19 protein-coding genes are annotated in these 22,360 nt (G+C 63.6%); 17 read left to right on the top strand and 2 right to left on the bottom strand.

What is annotated here, in order from left to right:
• Positions 1-14 precede the first annotated feature (14 nt).
• The 14 genes from AC5ZGW_RS12010 to AC5ZGW_RS11945 all read left to right on the top strand — a co-directional run bounded on the left by AC5ZGW_RS12010 (position 15) and on the right by AC5ZGW_RS11945 (position 16,554).
• A complete protein-coding gene (locus AC5ZGW_RS12010; protein WP_130224950.1) occupies positions 15-638 on the top strand; it encodes a flavin reductase family protein in 624 nt (207 codons plus the stop codon).
• 252 nt (positions 639-890) lie between these two features.
• Positions 891-3,158, top strand: coding sequence for an acyl-CoA dehydrogenase (locus AC5ZGW_RS12005; RefSeq protein WP_130224949.1), 2,268 nt, complete (start codon positions 891-893; stop codon positions 3,156-3,158).
• Positions 3,158-4,441: an acetyl-CoA C-acetyltransferase gene (locus AC5ZGW_RS12000; RefSeq protein WP_130224948.1), complete on the top strand. Its 1,284-nt coding sequence runs from the start codon at positions 3,158-3,160 to the stop codon at positions 4,439-4,441. The genes AC5ZGW_RS12005 and AC5ZGW_RS12000 overlap by 1 nt, the downstream gene beginning before the upstream one ends.
• A 2-nt stretch (positions 4,442-4,443) precedes the next feature.
• Positions 4,444-6,534 (top strand): 3-hydroxyacyl-CoA dehydrogenase NAD-binding domain-containing protein, encoded by a 2,091-nt coding sequence (locus AC5ZGW_RS11995; protein WP_165435119.1) that lies wholly within the window; start codon positions 4,444-4,446, stop codon positions 6,532-6,534.
• 65 nt (positions 6,535-6,599) lie between these two features.
• Positions 6,600-6,953 carry an acyl-CoA thioesterase gene (locus AC5ZGW_RS11990; RefSeq protein WP_207230986.1) on the top strand — a complete coding sequence of 118 codons (354 nt, stop codon included), beginning with the start codon at positions 6,600-6,602 and terminating at the stop codon, positions 6,951-6,953.
• Between the two features lie 323 nt (positions 6,954-7,276).
• Positions 7,277-7,468, top strand: a complete 192-nt coding sequence (locus AC5ZGW_RS11985) for a hypothetical protein (protein ID WP_130224945.1) — start codon at positions 7,277-7,279, stop codon at positions 7,466-7,468.
• Positions 7,469-7,709: 241 nt separating this feature from the next.
• Positions 7,710-8,540 carry a DeoR/GlpR family DNA-binding transcription regulator gene (locus AC5ZGW_RS11980; protein WP_130224998.1) on the top strand — a complete coding sequence of 277 codons (831 nt, stop codon included), beginning with the start codon at positions 7,710-7,712 and terminating at the stop codon, positions 8,538-8,540.
• A gap of 381 nt (positions 8,541-8,921) precedes the next feature.
• Positions 8,922-10,466 carry a glycerol-3-phosphate dehydrogenase gene (glpD, locus tag AC5ZGW_RS11975; protein ID WP_130224944.1) on the top strand — a complete coding sequence of 515 codons (1,545 nt, stop codon included), beginning with the start codon at positions 8,922-8,924 and terminating at the stop codon, positions 10,464-10,466.
• Positions 10,463-11,542 carry an ABC transporter ATP-binding protein gene (locus AC5ZGW_RS11970; protein ID WP_130224943.1) on the top strand — a complete coding sequence of 360 codons (1,080 nt, stop codon included), beginning with the start codon at positions 10,463-10,465 and terminating at the stop codon, positions 11,540-11,542. The genes glpD and AC5ZGW_RS11970 overlap by 4 nt, the downstream gene beginning before the upstream one ends.
• Positions 11,543-11,554: 12 nt before the next feature.
• Complete coding sequence (locus AC5ZGW_RS11965; RefSeq protein ID WP_130224942.1) at positions 11,555-12,640, top strand: ABC transporter ATP-binding protein; 1,086 nt, start codon at positions 11,555-11,557, stop codon at positions 12,638-12,640.
• Entirely contained in the window at positions 12,640-13,542 is a 903-nt protein-coding gene (locus AC5ZGW_RS11960) for a carbohydrate ABC transporter permease (protein WP_130224941.1), read from the top strand. Before AC5ZGW_RS11965 ends, AC5ZGW_RS11960 begins: the two co-directional genes overlap by 1 nt.
• The gene (locus AC5ZGW_RS11955; RefSeq protein WP_130224939.1) at positions 13,542-14,348 is read left to right on the top strand and encodes a carbohydrate ABC transporter permease; all 807 of its coding nucleotides are present in this window, start codon (positions 13,542-13,544) and stop codon (positions 14,346-14,348) included. Before AC5ZGW_RS11960 ends, AC5ZGW_RS11955 begins: the two co-directional genes overlap by 1 nt.
• Before the next feature lie 10 nt (positions 14,349-14,358).
• A complete protein-coding gene (locus AC5ZGW_RS11950; protein WP_130224937.1) occupies positions 14,359-14,688 on the top strand; it encodes a DUF2160 domain-containing protein in 330 nt (109 codons plus the stop codon).
• A 123-nt stretch (positions 14,689-14,811) separates the two neighbouring features.
• Positions 14,812-16,554, top strand: a complete 1,743-nt coding sequence (locus AC5ZGW_RS11945) for an ABC transporter substrate-binding protein (protein WP_207230984.1) — start codon at positions 14,812-14,814, stop codon at positions 16,552-16,554.
• Positions 16,555-16,940: 386 nt separating this feature from the next.
• Here the strand turns inward: AC5ZGW_RS11945 and AC5ZGW_RS11940 are convergent, their stop codons facing one another.
• Positions 16,941-18,044, bottom strand: coding sequence for an alkene reductase (locus AC5ZGW_RS11940; protein ID WP_130224933.1), 1,104 nt, complete (start codon positions 18,042-18,044; stop codon positions 16,941-16,943).
• Between the two features lie 160 nt (positions 18,045-18,204).
• A complete protein-coding gene (locus AC5ZGW_RS11935; protein ID WP_130224931.1) occupies positions 18,205-19,521 on the bottom strand; it encodes a lytic murein transglycosylase in 1,317 nt (438 codons plus the stop codon).
• A gap of 330 nt (positions 19,522-19,851) precedes the next feature.
• On the opposite strand from AC5ZGW_RS11935, the gene htpX reads away from it, so the two are divergent.
• The 3 genes from htpX to AC5ZGW_RS11920 all read left to right on the top strand — a co-directional run bounded on the left by htpX (position 19,852) and on the right by AC5ZGW_RS11920 (position 21,967).
• The gene (gene htpX / locus AC5ZGW_RS11930; protein ID WP_130224929.1) at positions 19,852-20,784 is read left to right on the top strand and encodes a zinc metalloprotease HtpX; all 933 of its coding nucleotides are present in this window, start codon (positions 19,852-19,854) and stop codon (positions 20,782-20,784) included.
• Between the two features lie 95 nt (positions 20,785-20,879).
• Positions 20,880-21,080, top strand: a complete 201-nt coding sequence (locus AC5ZGW_RS11925; protein WP_130224927.1) for a DUF2905 domain-containing protein — start codon at positions 20,880-20,882, stop codon at positions 21,078-21,080.
• 191 nt (positions 21,081-21,271) lie between these two features.
• Positions 21,272-21,967, top strand: a complete 696-nt coding sequence (locus tag AC5ZGW_RS11920) for a hypothetical protein (protein ID WP_130224925.1) — start codon at positions 21,272-21,274, stop codon at positions 21,965-21,967.
• The last annotated feature ends 393 nt before the right edge of the window (positions 21,968-22,360 follow it).

Raw genomic sequence — 22,360 nt, 5'->3', positions numbered from 1 at the left:
AGAGAGAGCCCAGCGTGACCGCGAAAGACCTGCATTATTACGAGCCGAAGAACGGCCACGGCCTCAAGCACGATCCCTTCAACGCCATCATCGCCCCGCGCCCGATCGGCTGGATCTCCTCGCGCGACACCAAGGGCCACGTCAATCTCGCGCCCTACAGCTTCTTCAACGGCTTCTGCTACGTCCCGCCGATCATCGGCTTTTCCTCGACGTCCTGGAAGGACAGCGTTGCCAACATCCAGGAGACGAAGGAGTTCGTCTGGAATCTCGCCACCATGGATCTGGCGAAGCAGATGAACGAGACCGCCGCCCACGTCGCCCGTGATGTCAGCGAGTTCACGATCGCCGGCTTGACAGCGGCGCCCAGCAAGATCGTCAACGTGCCGCGGGTGGCGGAGAGTCCCGTGTCCTTCGAGTGCAAGCTGACCCAGATCGTCCAGCTTGAGGGCGCCAATGGCGAGAAGGCGCAGGCCTGGCTCACGCTCGGCGAAGTCGTCGCCGTCCACATCGACAAGGCCATGATCAAGGACGGCGTCTACCAGACCGCCGCCGCGCGCCCCATCGTCCGCGCCGGCCGCCGCGGCGACTATTTCGAGATCCGGCCTGAGGCCATGTTCGAGATGGTCCGCCCGGATTAGGTGGGACGCGTAGATGCGTAGTCCGGGTGAAGCGCAGCGCAACCCGGGATAATCGAATCCGTTTGCGAGATAACCCCGGATTGCGCTGCGCTCCATCCGGGCTACGAAGCTCATCCCGGGAACTGGCACCGCGCTTCGGTCGTTATATCGACCGCGTCAATTCGCGCCAATTTGCCAGCGAAGTGTTCACTTCTGTCGGCCACTTTCCGCTAAAATATGCTGGAACGCGCCGCCGATCATGAGGATACCGCCATGAGTTTCCGTCGCGACTTCGTCACCAAGCCGATCTTTGGGTTCGCCCGCGGCGTGATGCCGACCATGTCGGACACCGAGCGCGAGGCGCTGGAAGCCGGCGATGTCTGGTGGGATGCCGACCTCTTCAGTGGCAATCCCGATTGGTCGAAGCTGCTCGCCTATCCCCAAGCCGAACTCACGGACGAGGAAAAGGCCTTCTTGAGCGGCCCCGTCAACGAGCTCTGCAGGATGCTCGACGAATGGAAGATCTTCTGGGAGTGGCGCGACCTGCCGCGCGAGGTCTGGGACTTCATCAAGCGCGAAAAATTTTTCGGCATGATCATCCCGAAGGAATTCGGCGGCCTCGGCTTCTCGCCTTATGCGCATTCCGAGGTGGTGCGAAAACTCTCCTCGCGCTCGCTGACCGCCGCCGTCACCGTGATGGTGCCGAACTCGCTCGGCCCCGGCGAGCTGCTGATGCGCTTTGGCACCAAAGAGCAGCAGGAGAAATGGCTGCCGCGTCTGGCCTCGGGCCACGACATCCCGTGCTTCGGCCTCACCAGCCCGGAAGCAGGATCGGATGCGGCCTCGATGGTCGACACCGGCATCATCTGCAAAGGCAATTTCGAGGGCGTTGAGGTGATCGGCCTGCGCCTCAACTGGCACAAGCGCTACATCACGCTCGGACCGGTCGCCACGTTGCTCGGCCTCGCCTTCAAGGCTTACGATCCCGATCATCTCCTCAGTGACCAGGAAGAGCTCGGCATCACGGTCGCGCTGATCCCGACCCATCTGCCCGGCGTTACGATCGGCCACCGCCATCTGCCGGCGATGCAGGTGTTCCAGAACGGCCCGAACCGGGGCCACGACGTTTTCATCCCGCTCGACTACATCATCGGCGGCAAGGAGCGCCTTGGACAAGGCTGGAAGATGCTGATGACGGCGCTCGCCGCCGGCCGCGGCATCTCGCTGCCGTCATTGTCGGCGGCCGGCGCCGCCTATGCCGCGCGCACCACCGGCGCCTATGCCCGCATCCGCGAACAGTTCGGCATCTCAATCTCCAAGTTCGAAGGCGTCGAGGAGCCGCTCGCCCGCATCGTCGGTACCGCCTATCTGCTCGACGCCGCGCGGCGATTGACCTGCGCCGCGCTGAACGCGGGCCATCATCCCGCTGTCATCTCCGGCATCATGAAACTGCACGCCACCGAGCGGATGCGGATCGCGATCGACGACGCCATGGACATCCATGGCGGCAAGGCCGTGATCGACGGCCCGCAAAACTATCTCGGCAATCTGCATCGCGCGGTGCCGGTCGGCATCACCGTGGAAGGCGCCAATATCCTCACCCGCAATCTGATCGTGTTCGGCCAGGGCGCGATCCGCGCCCATCCTTATCTGCTCGAGGAGATGGCCGCGCTTGGCGAAGCCGACCGTGCCAAGGGCCTGGACGCCTTCGACAAGGCGCTATGGAAGCATATCGGCCATACCTTCAAGACCATGTTCCGCGCGATGGGGCGAAGCTGGACCTTCGGCCTGTTCGCACCGGCTCCCGATGCGGGCGACGCCACGAAATTCTACCGCCAGCTCTCGCGCTACTCTTCGGCCTTTGCGATTTGCGCCGACATGGCGCTGCTCACGCTCGGCGGCGCGCTCAAGCGCAAGGAGATGCTCTCGGCCCGTTTCGGCGACATCCTCTCCGAGCTCTATCTGCTCTCCGCCGCGCTCAAGCGCTGGCAGGATGAAGGCCGACAGAAGGAAGATTTCGCCGCGCTCGAATGGTGCATGGCGAGCGGCTTCAAGACCATCGAGAACCGTTTTGCGGAGATCCTCGCCAACCTGCCGAACCGCTTCATTGCAGGCTTCCTGAAGCTCTTGATCCAGCCGTTCGGGGCGCGCGTGCTCGGGCCTTCCGACCGCGTCGTGCATCAATGCGCCGCGCTGGTGCTGGAGCCGTCGGCCGCGCGCGATCGCATCACGCCCGATCTGGCCTTCGTCGAAGACGACGGCGGTGTGGCGCGGCTGGAGAAGGCCTTCCGCCTGTTCACCGCGACCGAGGATATCGCCAGGCACATGCGCGCCGCGCGCCTGCGCGATCCACACGAAGCGGTGAGGAAGGGCGTCATCACCCAATCCGATGCCGACAAGCTCATAGCCGCCCGCGCGGCGGTCGCCGCGGTGATCGAGGTCGACGATTTCGCGCCCGAGGCGCTGTCGCCGATTTACAGGAAGGGTGCCGACGTGCATCAGTTCTTCCAGGAATTGGGAGAGCAGAGGGCTGCGAGCTGATGGCGCGACCGGTCTTTATCGTCGACGGCAGCCGCACGCCGTTCCTGAAGGCGCGCTCCGGTCCAGGACCGTTCACGCCTGTTGACCTTGCCGTGCAATGCGGCCGGCCGCTATTGGCGCGGCAGCCGTTCGCGCCCGATGCCTTCGATCAGGTGATCCTCGGCTGCGTCAATGTCATTGCCGACGAGATGAACCCGGCGCGTGTCGCCGCGCTCCGGCTCGGCATGGGCGAGAAGATGGTCGCCTTCACCGTGCAGATCAATTGCGGCTCCGGCATGCAGTCGATCGACACCGGTTATCGCTATATCCGCGAAGGCACAGCCGATCTCATCCTCGCCGGCGGCGCCGAGGCGCTTAGCCACGCGCCTCTGGTCTGGTCGAACGCCGGCGTGCGCTGGTTCGCTGGCCTCGCCGGCGCCAAGGGCATGGGTGCGAAGATCGCCGCCTTCTTCAAGCTCCGCCCCGGCTATTTCAAGCCGATCATCGGCCTGGAGCGCGGGCTGACCGATCCCATCACCGAGCTCAACATGGGGCAAACAGCCGAGGTCGTCGGCCATCTCTTCGGCATCACCCGCGCACAATCGGATGCCTACGCCGCAGAGAGTCACCGCCGTCTGGCGAAAGCGCAAGCCGAAGGCTGGCTGAAGGGCGAAGTCGAGACCTCGTTCTCGCGCGACGGCAGGTTCTACGATCACGACGACGGCGTCCGCCCGGACTCGACGCCGGAGACCTTGGCAAAACTCAAGCCGGTGTTCGAGCGCCCATGGGGCCAGGTCACCGCGGGCAATTCCTCGCAGATCACCGACGGCGCTTCCTGGGTGATCCTCGCTTCCGAGGAGGCGGTGGCCAAGCACGGGCTGAAGCCTAAGGCCGTCATCCTCGACAGCCAGTGGGCCGCGCTCGATCCTAGCATCATGGGGCTCGGACCCGTGCTCTCGGTGACCGCGCTCTTGAAGCGCAATGACTTGAGCTTGCAGGACGTCGAGACCTGGGAGTTGAACGAGGCCTTTGCGACGCAGGTGCTCGGCTGCCTTGCGGCCTGGAACGATGAAAAATTCTGTCGCGAGATCCTCGGTCTCGACGGCGCGGCGGGCGAAATTGATCGTGCGAAGCTCAACGTCGATGGCGGCGCGATCAGCCTTGGCCATCCCGTCGGCACCAGCGGCAACCGCATCGTGCTGCATCTCGTCAACGCCATGAAGCGGCTCGGCACGCGGCGCGGCATCGCCACCGAATGCATCGGCGGCGGGCAGGGCGGCGCCATGCTGATAGAGACGGTGTGATCATGGATTCGCAGATCATGAACGTCCTTGCCGGCCGCGTGCTCGAACTCGGGCCCGCGCCGGAAGCCGGTCCCTACAAGCATTTCAAGCTGACGCGCGATGGCGACGGGATCGCCTGGCTCCTGTTCGACCATGAAGGCGCCAGCGCCAACACGCTGAACGCCGAAGTGCTCAAGGAATTCGATGCGGTGCTGGCCGCGCTCGAAAGCCAGCGGCCGACCGGCCTCGTCATCCGCTCGGCGAAGACAAGCGGCTTCATCGCCGGCGCCGATGTCAACGAATTCCGGGGCGCCAGCGATGCGCGTCTGGTCCAAGCCGAGATCGGCCGAGCGCATGCGGTGATCGACCGGCTCGAAGCGCTGCGCGTGCCGACGGTCGCCGTGATCCACGGCTTCTGCCTCGGCGGCGGCTTAGAAGTCGCGCTGGCCTGCCAGTCGCGGATTGCCATCGATGGCGCGCGGTTCGGCTTTCCCGAGGTGATGCTCGGCCTGCACCCCGGCTTAGGTGGCACTGCGCGCTTCACGCAGCTCGTCAACCCGATGCAGGCGATGAGCCTGATGCTGACGGGCAAGACCATCGATGCGCGCCGCGCCAAATCGCTCGGCCTGGTCGATGCGGTAACGCAGGAGCGTCATGTCAGGAACGCGGTGAAGGACGCCGTGTTCGGCCGCATGAAGCGCGCCAGGCCCGGGCCGGTCAACACGCTCTTGAATTTCGGCCCGGTGCGCGGCTTTCTCGCCTCCCGCATGCGCAGCGAGGCCGCCAAGGCCGCGCCGCAGGCGCATTATCCCGCGCCCTACGCGCTGATCGACCTATGGGAAAAATACGGCAGCGAAAAGCAGGCGATGCTTGCGGCCGAGAAGCGTTCCTTCGCCGAATTGATGGTGACGCCGATAGCGCAGAGCCTGATCCGCGTCTTCTTCCTGCGCGAGCAGATGAAGAAGCTCGCAGGAGGCGGCAACAGGATCGCGCATGTTCACGTCATCGGCGCCGGTGCCATGGGGGGCGATATCGCGGCATGGTGCGCAGGGCAGGATCTGCGCGTCACGCTGTCGGACATGAAGCCGGAGCCGATCGCAAGCGCGATCAAACGCGCCAATGATCTCTATGGGAAGATCATCCGCAAGCGCACGGAGGTGCGCGACGCGCATGATCGGCTGATCCCGGATATGGACGGCGAGGGCGTGCGTAATGCCGATCTCATCATCGAGGCGGTGCCGGAAAAGCTCGAGCTGAAGCAGAAGGTCTATGCCGGCATCGAGCCGAAGATGAAACCGGGCGCAATTCTTGCGACCAACACCTCCAGCATCCCGCTGCAGGATCTGCGCGCGACGCTGGAAAAGCCCGCGCGCTTGCTCGGTCTGCACTTTTTCAATCCGGTCTCGCGATTGCAGCTCGTCGAGGTCGTCAGCCATGACGGCACCGACGCCGAGCTGTTGAAGCAGGCGCTCGCTTTCGTCGGCGCCATCGACCGCCTGCCGCTGCCCGTGAAGAGCTCGCCGGGTTTCCTCGTCAACCGCGCGCTGACGCCCTACATGCTGGAAGCGATGCTGCTGCTGGACGAGAAGGTCGACAAATCAGTCATCGATGCGGCGGCAAAGAAGTTCGGCATGCCGATGGGCCCGATCGAGCTTGCAGACCAGGTCGGCCTCGACATCTGCCTCGATGTCGGCGACATGCTGCGCTCGAAATTCGGCGACCTCTTGCCGCCGACACCGGCGTGGCTGCGCGAGAAGGTCGCCAAGGGCGAGCTCGGCCGCAAGACCGGCAAGGGCTTTTACGTCTGGAAGGACGGCAAGCGGGAGCAAACAGCTCCGGCATTGGCCACCGAACCGACACAGGAAATGATCGATCGTCTCGTGCTGCCGATGTCGAACGTCTGCGTCGCCTGCCTGCGCGAGGGGATCGTCGAGAATGCTGACGTGGTCGACGGCGCCATGATCTTCGGCACCGGCTATGCGCCGTTCCGCGGCGGTCCGCTGAACTACGCCCGCACGCGCGGTGTCGAGAATGTGGTGTCTGCCTTGCAGGCACTCGAGCAAAAATTCGGCGGCCGTTTTGCGCCCGACGCCGGCTGGGAGAGTTTCAAGTGACTGACACCAAAGTTCCGCTGGCACAAAACGAGCCGCAAGGCGATCTCTGCATCCGCACGCTGGCGATGCCGGCGGATACCAACGCCAATGGCGACATCTTCGGCGGCTGGCTGCTGAGCCAGATGGATCTCGGTGGCGGCGTGTTCGCCTCGAAGGTCGCGCGATCGCGCACCGTGACGGTCGCGATCGAGGCGATGAATTTTCGTAAAGCCGTCTATGTCGGCGATCTCGTCTCGGTGCACGCCAACCTTGTGCGGATCGGTCGCACCTCGATCGCCGTCCATCTCGAAGCCTGGGTGCTGCGACGGAAAGAGCGGCAATCGATCCTGGTGACCGACGGCAATTTTACCTACGTCTCGATTGACGACCACGGCAATCCGCAGCCGATCCAGCGCGATGGCGCGACGCTTGCGACGTAGAGCATGGTCCGGAAAAGTGGCAGCCGGTTTTCCCTGCGACAAACGCGGAGCGTTTGCGCGGAGATCATGCTCAAACAAAGATAAGATCACGATCCGATCTCAAATCGGATTGTGATCTGGACGTCTCATCGCTTACACATGATTGTTATCAGCCGCTCGTATCCCACCTCTCGCGAAAGCAGGTGATTCGGTGCTCGGAGGGCCGAGCAAGTGCGGTCATTTCGTGGCGCCAAGCATCGGTTTTCGCATGACACGGCGGCGAGGCCTGAGGAACAATCAGGCTCTCTTCCCGTTATTGGCCCGCACTTCAATCGGGACTGGGAATGTCTGATACCTACATAATCGAAGTCGGCTCCAATCCGGCCGGAATCGTCGTACGCGATGAGCGTGGCTATCGCTTCTTCGCAGCCAGTCATCAGTTCAACCGGCTCGAAGGCCAGGTCTTCCGCAACGCCCGCGAAGCCGAACGCGCCGCCCGCCGCCTCGCCGACGGCGAGTTGAAGCTGGCATCATAGATTCCAGGACGGTCTCTCCGTCTTCCCTTGCGAAAGCAGGGACCCATAACCACAATCGTGTGTGTGTGGCATGAGCAAGTAGTTGCAGCGGAGCACACTACATAGGCCTGTGGTTATGGGTCCCGGCTCAAGGCCGGGACGACGCCTGGAGACAATGACGCCTTAATCGGCGACGTCTCCTGCGTTGACCTTGGCGCCAAACCGCCGCAGCATGCGGCTTTCGATGCCGCAAGGTGCCGCCGTGCCCGTATTGACCCATCGCCAGACCGAAATCCTCAACCTCGCGCGCGCCTTTGGCCGCGTGATGGTGGAGGACTTGGCAAAACGTTTCGAAGTCTCCGCGCAGACCATCCGCAAGGACCTCAACGATCTCTGCGACCGCCGTTCGCTGACGCGCATCCATGGCGGCGCGATCATCGCGTCCGGCGTGGAAAATCTTGCCTATGAGGCGCGGCGCTTCGTCGCCGCCGAGGAGAAGAAGGCGATCGGGACAGCGGCTGCGGCGCGCATTCCGAACGGCTGCTCGCTCTTCATCAACATCGGCACCACGACGGAGGAGGTCGCGAGCGCGCTGACCTCGCATGAGGGTCTGCTCGTCATCACCAACAACCTCAATGTCGCGATGCTGCTCTATCGCCATCCCCGCATCGAGGTAGTGGTGGCAGGCGGCACCGTGCGCCGTGCCGACGGCGCCGTGGTCGGCTCCACCGCGACGCAACTGATCGGCCAGTTCAAGGTCGACTACGCGATCATCGGCGCGTCGGCGATCGACGAGGAGGGTGCGCTTTTGGATTTCGACTATCGCGAAGTCCAGGTCGCCCAGGCCATCATCGCCAACGCCCGCAACGTGATGCTGGTGGCGGACTCAACAAAACTCCGCCGCAGCGCCCCGGTCCGCATCGCCCATATCAGCCAGATCCAGACTTTTATTACCGACACCGAATTGCCGGCGGGACTCGCCAACATCTGCCACAGCAGAGGCATCGAGGTGGTCGTGGCGATGGATAAGCCGGCCGCCGATATCGACGACACCGCGCCTGAGCCCGCACCGGTGACACTGCGAAGCGTCTAGCACCGCCGGTGGCCTCGCCCTTCGAGACGCCTGCTTCGCAGGCTCCTCAGGCTGAGGAGATAGATGCGAGCGCGCCGCTCTCTCCCCGGTCATTGCGAGCGCAGCGAAGCAATCCATCCCGCCACTTGCTGCGGCATGGATTGCTTCGTCGCTATCGCTCCTCGCAATGACGGCCCTGGCACAGCCGTCTGCCCCTCATCCTGAGGGGCGCGGAACGCGCGTCTCGAAGGATGAGGCCCCGCTGCAGAACCCGTTATCCTTCATCCCCAAGTCGTAGACCCGGTTCCCCATTTTCGGTTTGCTTTCGTTTTCCTTTGTGATCTAATCAAATCCGAAAGCGAAATCGCCGAAAGCGAACGCGTGCGGCCGGGGAAGCGTCTGTTGGATCGGATTTTCGACCTCGCAATCATTGGGGGCGGCATTAACGGCTGCGGCATCGCGCGCGACGCGGTGGGCCGGGGTAATTCCGTGTTCCTCTGCGAAATGAATGACTTAGCGAGCGGGACATCGTCCTGGTCGACCAAGCTCGTGCATGGCGGGCTGCGCTACCTCGAATATTACGAGTTCCGCCTGGTCCGCGAAGCCCTGATCGAGCGCGAGATTCTCTGGCAGATCGCGCCCCACATCATCCGCCCCCTGCGTTTCGTTTTGCCGCACCACGCCGGCCTGCGCCCGGCCTGGCTGCTCCGGCTCGGGCTGTTCCTTTACGATCACATCGGCGGCCGGCACCTGCTGCCGCCGACACGGACGGTGGATCTCACCCGCGACGAGGTCGGCAAGCCCCTGATCAAGAATCGCTACGTCAAAGGGTTCGAGTATTCGGACTGCTTCGTCGACGACGCGCGGCTGGTCGTGCTGACCGCGCGCGATGCGGCCGATCGCGGGGCAGAGATTTGCACGCGCACCCGTGCCGTCGAGATCAGGCAGGCCGACGGCCTCTGGAATGTCACGGTCGAGGACGACGGCAGCGGCGCGCGGCGGACGGTGCGGGCGCGGGCGCTGGTCAATGCCGGCGGTCCCTGGGTCGAGGAGGTGCTTGCTTCGGGCGCCGGCGTCAACGCGCGCGCAAAAGTGCGGCTTGTGCAGGGCTCTCATATCGTCGTGAAGAAGCTTTACGACCACGACCGCGCTTACATCTTCCAGAACGCGGATGGCCGCATCGTCTTCGTGATTCCTTACCAGGGTGAGTTCTCGCTGATCGGCACCACCGACCGCGACTACGACGGCGACCCCGCCAAGGTGAAGGCGACGGAGGAGGAGATCAGCTATCTCTGCGCCTCCGTCAGCGAGTATCTGGCGAGGCCGGTGAAGCCGGAGGATGTGGTCTGGACCTATTCCGGTGTGCGCCCGCTCTATGATGACGGCGCGAGCGAGGCAAAGGCCGCGACGCGCGACTACGTGTTCGAGCTCGATACGCCCGGCGGCGTGCCGCTGCTCTCGATCTATGGCGGCAAGATCACGACCTACCGGCGATTGGCCGAAGAAGCGCTGGAGCGGCTTGCGCCCTACTTGCCCAGTGCAAAAGCCAGTGAGGGCTGGACCGGCAAGGCGCCGCTGCCCGGTGGCGAGATGGATGTCTCCGCGGTCGACGCGCTCGCTGCGGAACTGGTGCGCGACTATCCGTTCCTGTCGGCGGCGCATGCGAGCCGGCTCGCGCATGCCTACGGCACGCGTGCGACAAAAGTACTCGGCAGCGCGGAATCGATCGGCGATCTCGGAAAGTCCTTCGGCGCCACCTTGACGGAAAGCGAAGTCAGGTACCTGATGGCGAACGAATGGGCGTTGACCGCCGAAGACATCGTCTGGCGCCGCTCCAAATTGGGTTTGAGGATGTCGGCCGCCGAGATATCGGCGCTCGACGAATGGATCGCCGCTCATGGCCTGTCCGGCGAACGTCCGCTACGCGAAGCGGGAGGACGGCCATGAGTGTCTCGCTCGACCACGTCACGCGCACCGTGGACGGCATCCCGGCCATCCACGATGTCTCGCTGACGCTCGAGCGCGGCACGCTCAGCGTGCTGCTCGGCCCGACGCTATCGGGCAAGACCTCGATCATGCGGTTGCTCGCCGGCCTCGACAAGCCGACCACCGGCCGCGTGCTGGTCGACGGCAAGGATGTCACCGGCATCGACGTGCGCCGGCGCTCGGTCGCGATGGTCTATCAGCAGTTCATCAATTATCCCTCGCTTTCGGTCTATGAGAACATCGCCTCGCCCTTGCGTGTGCAGGGGCGGCCGCGCGAGGAGATCGACAAGCGCGTGGCGGATGCCGCAAAGCTGTTGCGGCTTGAACCGTTCCTGAAGCGCACGCCGCTGCAATTGTCCGGCGGTCAGCAGCAGCGCACTGCGATTGCACGCGCACTGGTCAAGGGCGCCGACCTCGTGCTGCTTGACGAGCCGCTCGCCAATCTCGATTACAAGCTGCGCGAGGAATTGCGCACCGAACTGCCGCGCATCTTCGAGGCGTCAGGCGCGATCTTCATCTACGCCACCACCGAGCCTTCGGAAGCGCTGCTGCTCGGCGGCGACACCATCTGCATGTGGCAAGGCCGCGTGCTGCAGGCCGGCGCCAGCTGGAAGGTGTATCGGCAGCCCGAGACGCTGCGCGTCGCCCAAGTCTATTCCGATCCGCCGCTCAACATCGTCAATATCGAAAAGAAGAACGGCGCTGTGCACTATCCCGGCGGCATGCAGGCGCCAACGGCCGGACTCTATCTGGGCCTTGCCGATGGCGCCTATCGCGTCGGTTTCCGTGCGCACCAGCTCGAAGTCGGCCGCCACGCCACCGGCCGCCATACCTTCCGGGCGACCGTCACGGTGACCGAGATCACCGGCTCCGAGAGCTTTGTCCACCTGCAGCACGGCTCCGCCAACTGGGTCGCGGTGCTGCACGGCGTACATGAATATGAGCCCGGGCAGGCGCTCAACGCGGCGCTCAATCCGGACGATATCTTCGTGTTCGACTTGGCCGACCGCCTGGTCGCAGCCCCTGGCCGGAATTGAGGGAGATGGCGCATGGCCCGCATTGACCTCGTCGATCTCGCGCACTCCTACAGCGGCAATGACGCGCCGCCGGAATCCTTCGCGCTGAAGCCGGTGACGATGACCTGGCGGCAGGGCGGCGCCTATGCGCTGCTCGGCCCCTCCGGCTGCGGCAAGACCACGCTGCTGAATCTCATTTCAGGCATCGTGACGCCGTCGCGCGGACAGATCCTGTTCGACGGCAAGGACATCACGCCGCTGTCGACGCAGAAGCGCAACATCGCGCAGGTGTTCCAGTTCCCGGTCATCTACGACACCATGACGGTCGGCGAGAATCTGGCTTTTCCGCTGAAGAACCGCGGCGTGCCGAAGGCGGAGATATCAGCGCGCGTGAAGCGGATCGCGGAGCTGCTCGACCTTGCGCCCTACCTTAACCGCAAGGCGACGCGGCTCACCGCCGATGCCAAGCAGAAGATCTCGCTCGGCCGCGGATTGGTGCGATCCGACGTCGCCGCGATCCTATTCGACGAGCCGCTGACCGTCATCGACCCCGAATTGAAATGGCAGTTGCGTTCGAAATTGAAGGCGCTGCACCGCGAGCTCGATCTCACGATGATCTATGTCACCCACGACCAGACGGAGGCACTGACCTTCGCTGACACCGTCGTCGTCATGCATGACGGCCGCGTGGTGCAGAGCGGCTCGCCGGCCGAACTGTTCGATAAGCCCGCGCACACCTTTGTCGGCTATTTCATCGGCTCGCCCGGCATGAACATCGTGCCGGCTCACGTCGATGGGCGCGAAGCGCGGATCGATGGCCACACCATCGGCCTGCACCGCAATTACGGCGTGCTGCCCGCGGACGCGAAAATCGAGATCGGGGTGCGGCCGGAATTCGTCGACATCGCGCCGCCCGCCTCCGGCCTGCTCGCGGCGACGATCGAGCGGATCGACGATCTCGGCCGCATCCGCTTTGCGCGGGTGCGCGTCGGCGATTCCAAATTCGCGGCACGTGTGCCGCCGGGATTTTCGGTGCCCGACAACATGGCCGGGCTCGTGTTCGATCCCGCGCATGTGCACGTCTATGCCGACAGCCGCCTGGTCGAGGGGGTTGCGTGATGGACAAGACGGTCAACCAGAAAGCCTGGTTCCTGGTGCTGCCGGTGTTCCTGGTGGTGGCGTTCTCCGCGATCATCCCGCTGATGACGGTGGTGAACTATTCGATGCAGGACACGTTCGGCAACAACCAGTTCTTCTGGAACGGCGTCGGCTGGTTCAAGGAATTGCTCGATCCCACGACCGACCTCGGCGAGCGCTTCTTCGCCTCGCTGTGGCGCAACCTGATCTTCTCAGCGATCATCCTCGCGATCGAGATCCCGCTTGGCATCGTGGTCGCGCTGTCGATGCCGCGCGAGGGCTGGACCGTCGCGGTCTGCCTCGTGATCCTGGCGCTGCCGCTGCTGATCCCGTTTAACGTGGTCGGCACCATCTGGCAGATCTTCGGCCGTCCCGACATCGGCCTGCTCGGCTACACGCTGAACAGCCTGGGTATCCCTTACAACTACGTCTCCAACGAGTTCGACGCCTGGGCGACCGTGATCGTGATGGACGTCTGGCACTGGACCAGCCTGGTGGCGCTGCTCTGCTACGCCGGCCTGAAGTCGATTCCCGATGCGTATTACCAGGCCGCCCAGATCGACGGCGCATCGCGCTGGGCGGTGTTCCGCGCGATCCAGTTGCCGAAGATGAACCGCGTGCTCCTGATCGCGGTGCTGCTCCGCTTCATGGACAGTTTCATGATCTATACCGAGCCGTTCGTCGTCACCGGCGGCGGGCCGGGCAATTCGACCACCTTCATCTCGATCGAGCTGGTCAAGATCGCGCTCGGCCAGTTCGATCTCGGCAAGGCCGCCGCGCTGTCGCTGGTCTACAACCTCATCATCCTGATCGTCTGCTGGGTATTCTACACCGTCATGACCAATGCCGGCGCCGAGCGCCCGCAAAAAGAGGTAGCTGTGTGATGGGCACGATTCCCGGGCGCCGCCTCATCATCTCGCTGTTCCTGATCTTCCTGTTGTTGCCGATCTACTGGCTCATCAACATGAGCTTCAAGACCAACGGCGAGATCGTCTCGACCATGACGCTGTGGCCGCACCAGCCGACGATCGAGAACTACATGCGCATCTTCACCGACGAAAGCTGGTATTCCGGCTACATCAACTCGCTGAAATATGTGATCATCAACACCGTGATCTCGATCTCGGTGGCGCTGCCCGCGGCTTACGCGTTCTCGCGCTATCGCTTCCTCGGCGACAAGCACCTGTTCTTCTGGCTGCTGTCGAACCGCATGGCGCCGGCCGCGGTCTTTGCGCTGCCGTTCTTCAATCTCTATTCGGCGATCGGCCTGTTCGATACGCCCTGGGCGGTGGCGCTGGCGCATTGCATCTTCAACGTTCCGCTCGCGGTCTGGATCCTCGAAGGCTTCGTCTCCAGCGTGCCGCGCGAGATCGACGAGACCGCGTTCCTCGACGGCTATTCCTTTCCGCGCTTCTTCATCAAGATCCTGGTGCCCTTGATCGCAAGCGGCATCGGCGTGGCCGCCTTCTTCTGCTTCATGTTCTCCTGGGTCGAGCTGCTGCTCGCGCGCACGCTCACCTCTGTCTATGCCAAGCCGATCTCCGCGGTGATGACGCGCACGGTTTCCGCTGCCGGCATGGATTGGGGCCTCTTGGCGGCCGCCGGCGCGCTCACCATCATCCCGGGCGCGCTCGTGATTTGGTTCGTCCGCAACTATATCGCGCGCGGCTTCGCGCTCGGCCGCGTGTAGGAGGCGCCCGATGGAAAGTATCGCATGGATGGCCTGGACGCTGCCGACGGCGATCTTCTTTGCGCTGCTCGGCATGACGCTGGCGCTGATGACCTGGCTCGCGGTCGCCTATCCCGAAGCCGAGCGCGTCGGCGTGCTCAGGATTCCGACCACGCGCGGCGATCGTCTCTTCATCTCGCTGGTGCTCGCCGCTGTCATCCATCTCGTCTGGATCGGGCTCGTCGGCGCCGACTCCATCTACACGCTGCCCATTGGGGAGGAGGGCGTCGAGGTTTCGAGCCTGTGGCTCGCCACACTGATTTCGCTTGCCACGGCCGTTGTGATTTTCCGCACCGTCTGAGGAAGTGAAGAAGAGCAGATCCGGGATCAACCCGGACCTGGATTTTAATTTGTCGCCATAACCGGAGGAACCGCCATGCGACACTTGAGAGGAAGGAACCTGACCAGGAGCCGTTGGCTCGCGATGACCAGCGCCGCCGCGCTGCTTGTGGCTGCCGCGGGCGTTGCCGCACCGGCGCGCGCCGACGACGCCGTCAACCAGAAATGGATCGACAGCGAATTCCAGCCTTCGACGATCTCGAAGGACGACCAGATGAAGGAGCTGCAGTGGTTCGCGAAGGCGGCCGAGCCCTTCAAGGGCATGGAAATCAACATCGTCTCGGAAACCATTACGACGCATGAATATGAGGCGAAGACGCTCGCCAAGGCATTCAGCGAGATCACGGGCATCAAGCTCAAGCACGACACCATCCAGGAAGGCGACGTGGTCGAGAAGCTGCAGACCCAGATGCAGTCCGGCAAGAACGTCTATGACGGCTGGATCAATGATAGCGACCTGATCGGCACGCATTTCCGCTACGGCCAGACCATCGTGCTGTCGGACTACATGACCGGCGAGGGCAAGGACGTCACCGATCCCTATCTCGACGTCAACGACTTCATCGGCAAGTCGTTCACGACGGCGCCGGACGGCAAGCTCTATCAGTTGCCCGACCAGCAGTTCGCCAACGTCTATTGGTTCCGCTACGACTGGTTCACCAACCCCGACTACAAGGCCAAGTTCAAGGCCAAGTATGGCTACGAGCTCGGCGTGCCCGTGAACTGGTCGGCGTATGAAGATATCGCCGAGTTCTTCACCAACGACATCAAGGAGATCAACGGCGTCAAGGTCTACGGCCATATGGACTATGGCAAGAAGGACCCCTCGCTCGGCTGGCGCTTCACCGACGCCTGGCTGTCGATGGCGGGCAATGGCGACAGGGGCATCCCGAACGGTCTGCCGGTCGACGAGTGGGGCATCCGCATGGAAGGCTGCCGCCCCGTTGGTTCGTCGGTCGAGCGCGGCGGCGACACCAATGGTCCGGCCGCCGTCTACTCGATCACCAAATATCTCGAGTGGCTCAAGAAGTACGCCCCGCCGCAGGCGCAGGGCATGACCTTCTCCGAATCGGGCCCGGTGCCGGCGCAGGGCAACATCGCCCAGCAGATCTTCTGGTACACCGCGTTCACCGCCGACATGGTGAAACCAGGCATTCCCGTCATGAACGCAGACGGCACGCCGAAATGGCGCATGGCCCCGTCGCCGCACGGCGCGTACTGGAAGGAAGGCATGAAGCTCGGCTATCAGGACGCCGGCTCGCTGACGCTGTTGAAGTCGACGCCGGCGGACCGCCGCAAGGCAGCCTGGCTCTATCTGCAGTTCATCGTCTCCAAGACGGTGTCGTTGAAGAAGAGCCATGTCGGTCTCACCTTCATCCGCGAGTCCGATATCTGGGACAAGTCGTTCACCGAGCGCGCGCCCCAGCTCGGCGGCTTGATCGAGTTCTACCGCTCGCCCGCGCGCGTGCAGTGGACCCCGACCGGCAACAACGTGCCTGACTATCCGAAGCTCGCCCAGCTCTGGTGGCAGAACATCGGCGATGCGTCGTCGGGTGCGAAGACGCCGCAACAGGCGATGGACGCGCTCGCCGCGGCCCAGGATTCGGTGATGGAGCGGCTCGAGAAATCAGGCGTGCAGGGCGCCTGCGGCCCGAAGCTGAACAAGAAGGAGAAGCCGGAATACTGGTTCGCCAAGGCCGAGAAAGATGGCACCATCGCGCCCCAGCGCAAGCTCGCCAACGAGAAGCCGAAGGGCGAGACGGTCGACTACGACACCCTGATCAAGTCGTGGCCCGCCACTCCGCCGAAGCGCGCCGAGGCGAAGTGATCTCTTGCAACGCCGTCATGGCCGGGCTTGTCCCGGCCATCCACGCGTCGCCGCGCGTGTGGGAAGACGTGGATGCCCGGGACAAGCCCGGGCATGACGGAGAGAGACAAAAGGCCGGGAGCAATCCCGGCCTTTCGTCATTCCGGGGCGCGCGAAGCGCGAGCTATGATGTGCAAGTGCACATCAGAGAATCCATCGTGCTGCAGAGGATGCCGTGAAATGGATTCCGGGCTCGGCCCTGCGGGCCGCCCCGGAATGATGGTGGGAGAGAGATGTCGTCCTTTTCTCCCGTCATTGCGAGCGAAGCGAAGCAATCCATCTCTCCGCTTGCGGAAGTATGGATTGCTTCGTCGCTTCGCTCCTCGCAATGACGGCGGTGTTCGCGGCTACTGCGCCGCTTCCGCGGCCTCCAGCGTCGGATAGTCCGTGTATCCCTTCGCGCCGCCGCCGTAGAACGTGGCCTTGTCCCATTCGTTCAGCGCTGCGCCACTCTTCAGGCGCTCGACCAGGTCGGGATTGGAGATGAACAGCTTGCCGAACGCGATCAGGTCGGCGGCACCGGATTCCAGCACCTTGTTCGCCAGCGCGAAATCATAGCCGTTGTTGGCCACATATGCCTGCTTGAAGCGCTTGCGCAGCGACGCATAGTCGAACGGTGCGACATCTCGCGGCCCGCCGGTCGCGCCTTCGATGACGTGGATATAGACCAGCTTCAGCGCATTGAGTCCGTCGACGATGTGATCGAACAGCGGCTGCGGGTTGGAGTCCGAGACGTCATTGGCCGGCGTCACCGGCGAGATGCGGATGCCGGTGCGCTCGGCGCCAACTTCCGCGGCAACCGCCTTGGAGACTTCCAGCATCAGGCGCGCGCGGTTCTCGATCGATCCGCCATAGGCATCGGTGCGCTTGTTGGTGCCATCCTTGGCGAACTGGTCGAGCAGATAACCGTTGGCGCCGTGGATCTCGACGCCGTCAAAACCGGCTTCGATCGCGTTCGCTGCGCCGCGCCGGAAGTCTTCGATGATTCCAGGTATTTCGGAAAACTCGAGTGCCCGCGGTTCGGACACGTCGGTAAAGCTGCCGCCCACGAAGGTCTTGGTCTTGGCGCGGATCGCGGATGGCGCAACCGGCGCGCCGCCGTTCGGCTGCAACAAGGTGTGGGAGATGCGGCCGACATGCCAGAGTTGGATGACAATGCGTCCGCCGCGCGCATGCACGGCGTCGGTAACCTTGCGCCATCCCGCAATCTGTTCCTTCGAATAGATGCCGGGCGTGTCCTGGTAGCCCTGGCCCTGCTGCGAGACCTGGCTCGCCTCGGTGATTAGAAGGCCGGCGGAGGCGCGCTGCGCGTAATAGTCGACCGCAAGCGGGCTCGGAACGAAGCTCGACGGTGCCGCGCGGTTGCGCGTCAACGGCGCCATCACCGCCCGATTGGGCAGCGTCAGCGGACCAAGCTTGAAGGGCTCGAACAGTTTGGAGGATTGGCTCATGCGAAGGTTTCCAGAAATGAACGATAGGCAAGAGTTGTGCATTGCGGCGATGGACGCAATGCCCCAGTAGAATTTGTTCCAAATCCGGATGTGAGCAGCAAGAACGACCTCTTGAACAAGTCTGTCACAGAGGCGTCATTTCCCGAAGCGGACTTCCGTCCTAGCGAACGGACGGCATCGCCGCTTCGGTCGGCTGGGTCCGCCCGCGCATCCGTGCCAGCAGTTCCGCTGATGGCCAGGAATCCGCCGGCAATCCATATTTGATCTGCATCGCCTTCACGGCGCTGCGGCTCGCCTGTCCGAGCACGCCGTCGACCTTGCCGACATTGAAGCCGGCGCGCACCAGGAGCTGCTGCAATTCCTTCATCTCATTGAACGGCAATTGGGCCACGGGTCCCGAAGGCCGCAGCATCGGCGGGCTGCCTGCGATGCGGGACGCAAGATAGCCGGCGGTGGTCGAATAGATCAGCGAATTATTCCATTCGGTGTAGGCGGCGAAATTTGCATAGGCCAGGAACGCCGGTCCCATTCGTCCCATCGGCAACAGCAGCGATGCCGGCATGTCATCATTCGGCAGCGGCCTTCCATCAGGATAGGCTATTCCCAGTTGAGCCCATTTCGAGCGGGGCAGCTTGGTCGTGAGATCGGCCTGGTCCCACGGAAAGCCGGATGCGGTCACGCGCACTTCCTGCAGCCACGGCTCGCCGCGCCGCCACTTCAATCCGTTGGCGATGTAGTTGGCGGTCGAGCCGATCACGTCGGGCCCGCTGCTCAAGAGGTTGCGATGGCCGTCACCGTCATAGTCGACGGCATAGTTGAAATAGTGCGTCGGCAGGAATTGCGTCTGCCCGAGCTCGCCGGCCCAGGAGCCGACCATCTCATCGGCCGAAAGGTCGCCGCGGTCGATGATCTTCAAGGCCGCGATGGTCTCGTTCTGGAACATCTCCGAGCGCCGGCAATCATAGGCAAGCGACACCAGCGAGGGCAGCGTCGGCAGATTGCCCATGTTGGCGCCGAAGTCGCTCTCCAATCCCCAGAACGCGGCGATCACCGCCGGCGGCACGCCGTATTCCTTCTCGGCGCGCGCGAACGCCGCCGCATAGGTCTTGATGCGCTGCTGTCCCTGCTGCATCCGATAGGGCGCGGCCATTCGCCCTGCAAACTCGGTGAAGATCTGGCCGAACACGCGCTGCCCGCGGTCGCGGTTGACGATGCCTTGGTTGTAGACGAGGTAGGGCGAGGCTTCCGCGATCGCCTGCTGCGACACCCCTTCGGACACCGCGCGCTGCTTGAGATCGGCAAGGAAGCGCTCGAAGCTCTGGCCATTATGGCAAGCCGCCGCGCGCGAGGAGGGCACTGTGGCAGGCCGCGCAGCCGTCGGAGGCTGACGTGTGGGTGCCGGCAACAACTGCTGCGCGGAGGCCGCAGATGCCGCAATCATCGTGACGGCCGCGATCGCAAATCGGGTCTTGAACATCAGAACTCGCCGCAGGAGGGGTGGATTCGAAAGAGAGCGCTGATTTTACGTGAAGCTTCGCGCGCGGGCTATCCCTCACTCCACCGTCGTCCCGGGCTTGACCCGGGACCCATAGCCACAGGAAGTTGTTGTGGCGCGAGCAAGCGGTTGCGGCGAAGCACATTACAAAATCCTGTGGTTGGGTCCCGGCGTTCGCCGGGACGACGCGGGGGAGATACCTCCCGCGTCGCCCCGACGCACCTTGCGCCCCTTGCGGTACCTATGGGAAAATCCCTACCTAAGCTGCGCCTGCAACAGTGGTTTTTCCGCAACGACGCAGGGGAAACGGCGATGAATTATTTCAAGACAGCCCTTCTGCTGGCCGGCCTCACCGCCCTGTTCATGGGGATCGGCTATCTCATCGGCGGCGCCAGCGGTGCGATGATCGCGCTGGTGGTTGCGGCCGCGACAAACCTGTTCACCTACTGGAATTCCGACCGCATGGTGCTCAGGATGTACGGCGCTCATGAGGTCGATGCGCGCACCGCGCCCGAACTCGTCGGCCTCGTCGCCGAGCTCGCGAGCCGTGCCGGCCTGCCGATGCCGCGCGTGTTCGTGATGGACGAGGCGCAACCCAACGCGTTTGCCACCGGCCGCAATCCGCAGAATGCCGCGGTTGCCGTCACCGCTGGCATCATGCAGCAGCTCAGCCGCGAGGAGCTCGCCGGCGTGATCGCGCATGAGCTTGCGCATATCAAGAACCACGACACGCTCTTGATGACGATCACCGCCACCATCGCCGGCGCGATCTCGATGCTGGCGCAGTTCGGCATGTTCTTCGGCGGCCACCGCAACAGCAACAGCGGTCCAGGCGTCGTCGGCTCGATCGCGCTGATGATCCTGGGGCCGCTGGGAGCCATGCTGGTGCAGACGGCGATCAGCCGCACCCGGGAATATGCCGCCGACAATCTCGGCGCGCGTATAGTCGGCCAGCCGATGTGGCTCGCTTCCGCGCTGATGAAGATCGAGAATGCCGCGCACCAGGTGCCGAACTTCGAGGCCGAGCGCAATCCGGCGACCGCGCATATGTTCATCATCAATCCGTTGTCGGGCCATGGCGTCGACAATCTCTTCTCCACCCACCCGTCGACCGAGAACCGCGTCGCGGCGCTGCAGCAGCTCGCCGCCGAGCTCGGCGGCGGTGCTGCACCTACCGCCGGCGCGCGCTATCCTTCCCGCAGCCCATGGGGCGGCGCATCCACCTCGCGTGGACCGTGGGGCTAGTCGAGAATTTGTAGGGCAGGTTAGCGAAGCGTAACCTGCCATCGCGTAGCGCGCCGGCGCAAGACGTAACCCGCCCTACGAATTGGAGGTGCCGGATGCAGCGCGCGCTGATCATCCTCGGACTCCTGCTCCTCGCCGCCGGGCTGCTGTGGCCGGTGATCGGCAAGCTTGGGCTCGGCCGGTTGCCTGGTGACATCCATGTCGAGGGATCAAACTATTCGTTCTATTTTCCACTGATGACGTCGCTATTGCTCAGCGTCGTGCTGAGCGTGATCATCTGGCTCGTCAATCGCTAGAGCGTTTTCGAGCGAAGTGGACACCGGTTCGCGTTAAGAAAACGCGTCAAAACAAGAATCTAGAGCGAAGGTTCCCTTGGATCCTGCCGCCCGCGGCCCCGTTTCTGCCGAAAATACGGCGGATTGGCGCAGTGCAATCGGCCGCGCTGGTGCTACACTCGTAAAAGCAGAGGATCACGCTGGAAACAAGCATGGCCTTGTTTGGTTGGGGCAGAGAGGTGCCGTCAGAAGAGGTCCTGGACGCCAGGGCCGGCGCGGATGCGTTGTTGCGGGCGCTGGACAAGGTGGTCGCGACATATCTCGAAAAGGCCGATCACGGCGATCTCGTCTATCCCGCCTGTAAGCGCAAATCGAATGATGCGAGCGCCAGCCCGCGCGAAATCTGGCGCCACACGCGGCTGGAAGGGATGCGCTATCTGACCATGATTCCGGGACGCGACTCCGCGCTGCTGACGGAGCCATCGCGCCAGGCCGAGACGATCGACGGCTTCCTGCGCCAGCAGCCGCACGAGGACACGGTGATCGATTTCACCGGACGCGCGGTCGACGATGTCGCGATTGCGATCGTCGCCGGGCTGAACTGGCTGAACCATTGCGCGCAGCTCGCCAAGGTCGATCGCGCGAAGTCGTCGGGCACCTTGCGCAACTTCCGCAAAGTCGTGACGGTCGCCCAGCAATGGTGGGGCATGGAAGGCGCCGAGGCCCGCTGCAGGAACATGCAGCAGGCGCGCGAACTGCCGCCCTTGATGCTCAATCTGGTCTGGCTCGAATGCACCCATCTCGCCAAGGACATCACCGCCGCTGCGGTGTTTGGTGCGGCCGGCGAAGCAAGCGATGCATCGACGCGCTTCGAGGCTGCACTCGATCCGGATGAGCCGGCCGGGTGAGGGGCGACGCGGCGCCCTGCTGCGACAATCTCCGTCGTCATTCCGGGGCGCGCGCAGCGCGAGCCCGGAATCAATCGAGCCGCGAGCGCATGTGAAGAAATGGATTCTCTGATGTGCAATTGCACATCATAGCTCGATGCTTCGCATCGCCCCGGAATGACGGCCCCCCGTCATTGCGAGCAGAGCGAAGCAATCCATGCCTCCGCTTGTGGCGCTATGGATTGCTTCGCTCTGCTCGCAATGACGATGTGGCTGCTTTCGGTGCGACATAACGACCCGTCGGGCAAATCAGTCGAAAGTCTGTCCATCCCTCGCACAAAAAACATTCCGCTTTCGCCGTCGGGCAAATCAGCACTATGACTCCGCGCGTCTCACCCAGATGAGGGGCGGGTC

The sequence above is a fragment of the Bradyrhizobium sp. Crot121 genome (genome assembly GCF_059512385.1).
Note: the sequence above shows the minus strand (reverse complement) of the source record. Positions and strands in the feature narration are given on the sequence as shown.

What these genes read in the sequence shown, in the direction of transcription:
- AC5ZGW_RS11940 (WP_130224933.1), bottom strand. Translation starts at nt 18,044, where the DNA reads ATGAGCCAATCCTCCAAACTGTTCGAGCCCTTCAAGCTTGGTCCGCTG.
- AC5ZGW_RS11990 (WP_207230986.1), top strand. Translation starts at nt 6,600, where the DNA reads ATGCCGGCGGATACCAACGCCAATGGCGACATCTTCGGCGGCTGGCTG.
- AC5ZGW_RS11955 (WP_130224939.1), top strand. Translation starts at nt 13,542, where the DNA reads ATGGGCACGATTCCCGGGCGCCGCCTCATCATCTCGCTGTTCCTGATC.
- AC5ZGW_RS11920 (WP_130224925.1), top strand. Translation starts at nt 21,272, where the DNA reads ATGGCCTTGTTTGGTTGGGGCAGAGAGGTGCCGTCAGAAGAGGTCCTG.
- AC5ZGW_RS11960 (WP_130224941.1), top strand. Translation starts at nt 12,640, where the DNA reads ATGGACAAGACGGTCAACCAGAAAGCCTGGTTCCTGGTGCTGCCGGTG.
- AC5ZGW_RS11985 (WP_130224945.1), top strand. Translation starts at nt 7,277, where the DNA reads ATGTCTGATACCTACATAATCGAAGTCGGCTCCAATCCGGCCGGAATC.
- AC5ZGW_RS12000 (WP_130224948.1), top strand. Translation starts at nt 3,158, where the DNA reads ATGGCGCGACCGGTCTTTATCGTCGACGGCAGCCGCACGCCGTTCCTG.
- htpX (WP_130224929.1), top strand. Translation starts at nt 19,852, where the DNA reads ATGAATTATTTCAAGACAGCCCTTCTGCTGGCCGGCCTCACCGCCCTG.
- AC5ZGW_RS11995 (WP_165435119.1), top strand. Translation starts at nt 4,444, where the DNA reads ATGGATTCGCAGATCATGAACGTCCTTGCCGGCCGCGTGCTCGAACTC.
- AC5ZGW_RS11935 (WP_130224931.1), bottom strand. Translation starts at nt 19,521, where the DNA reads ATGTTCAAGACCCGATTTGCGATCGCGGCCGTCACGATGATTGCGGCA.
- AC5ZGW_RS11970 (WP_130224943.1), top strand. Translation starts at nt 10,463, where the DNA reads ATGAGTGTCTCGCTCGACCACGTCACGCGCACCGTGGACGGCATCCCG.
- AC5ZGW_RS11945 (WP_207230984.1), top strand. Translation starts at nt 14,812, where the DNA reads ATGACCAGCGCCGCCGCGCTGCTTGTGGCTGCCGCGGGCGTTGCCGCA.
- AC5ZGW_RS12005 (WP_130224949.1), top strand. Translation starts at nt 891, where the DNA reads ATGAGTTTCCGTCGCGACTTCGTCACCAAGCCGATCTTTGGGTTCGCC.
- AC5ZGW_RS11925 (WP_130224927.1), top strand. Translation starts at nt 20,880, where the DNA reads ATGCAGCGCGCGCTGATCATCCTCGGACTCCTGCTCCTCGCCGCCGGG.
- AC5ZGW_RS11950 (WP_130224937.1), top strand. Translation starts at nt 14,359, where the DNA reads ATGGAAAGTATCGCATGGATGGCCTGGACGCTGCCGACGGCGATCTTC.
- AC5ZGW_RS11965 (WP_130224942.1), top strand. Translation starts at nt 11,555, where the DNA reads ATGGCCCGCATTGACCTCGTCGATCTCGCGCACTCCTACAGCGGCAAT.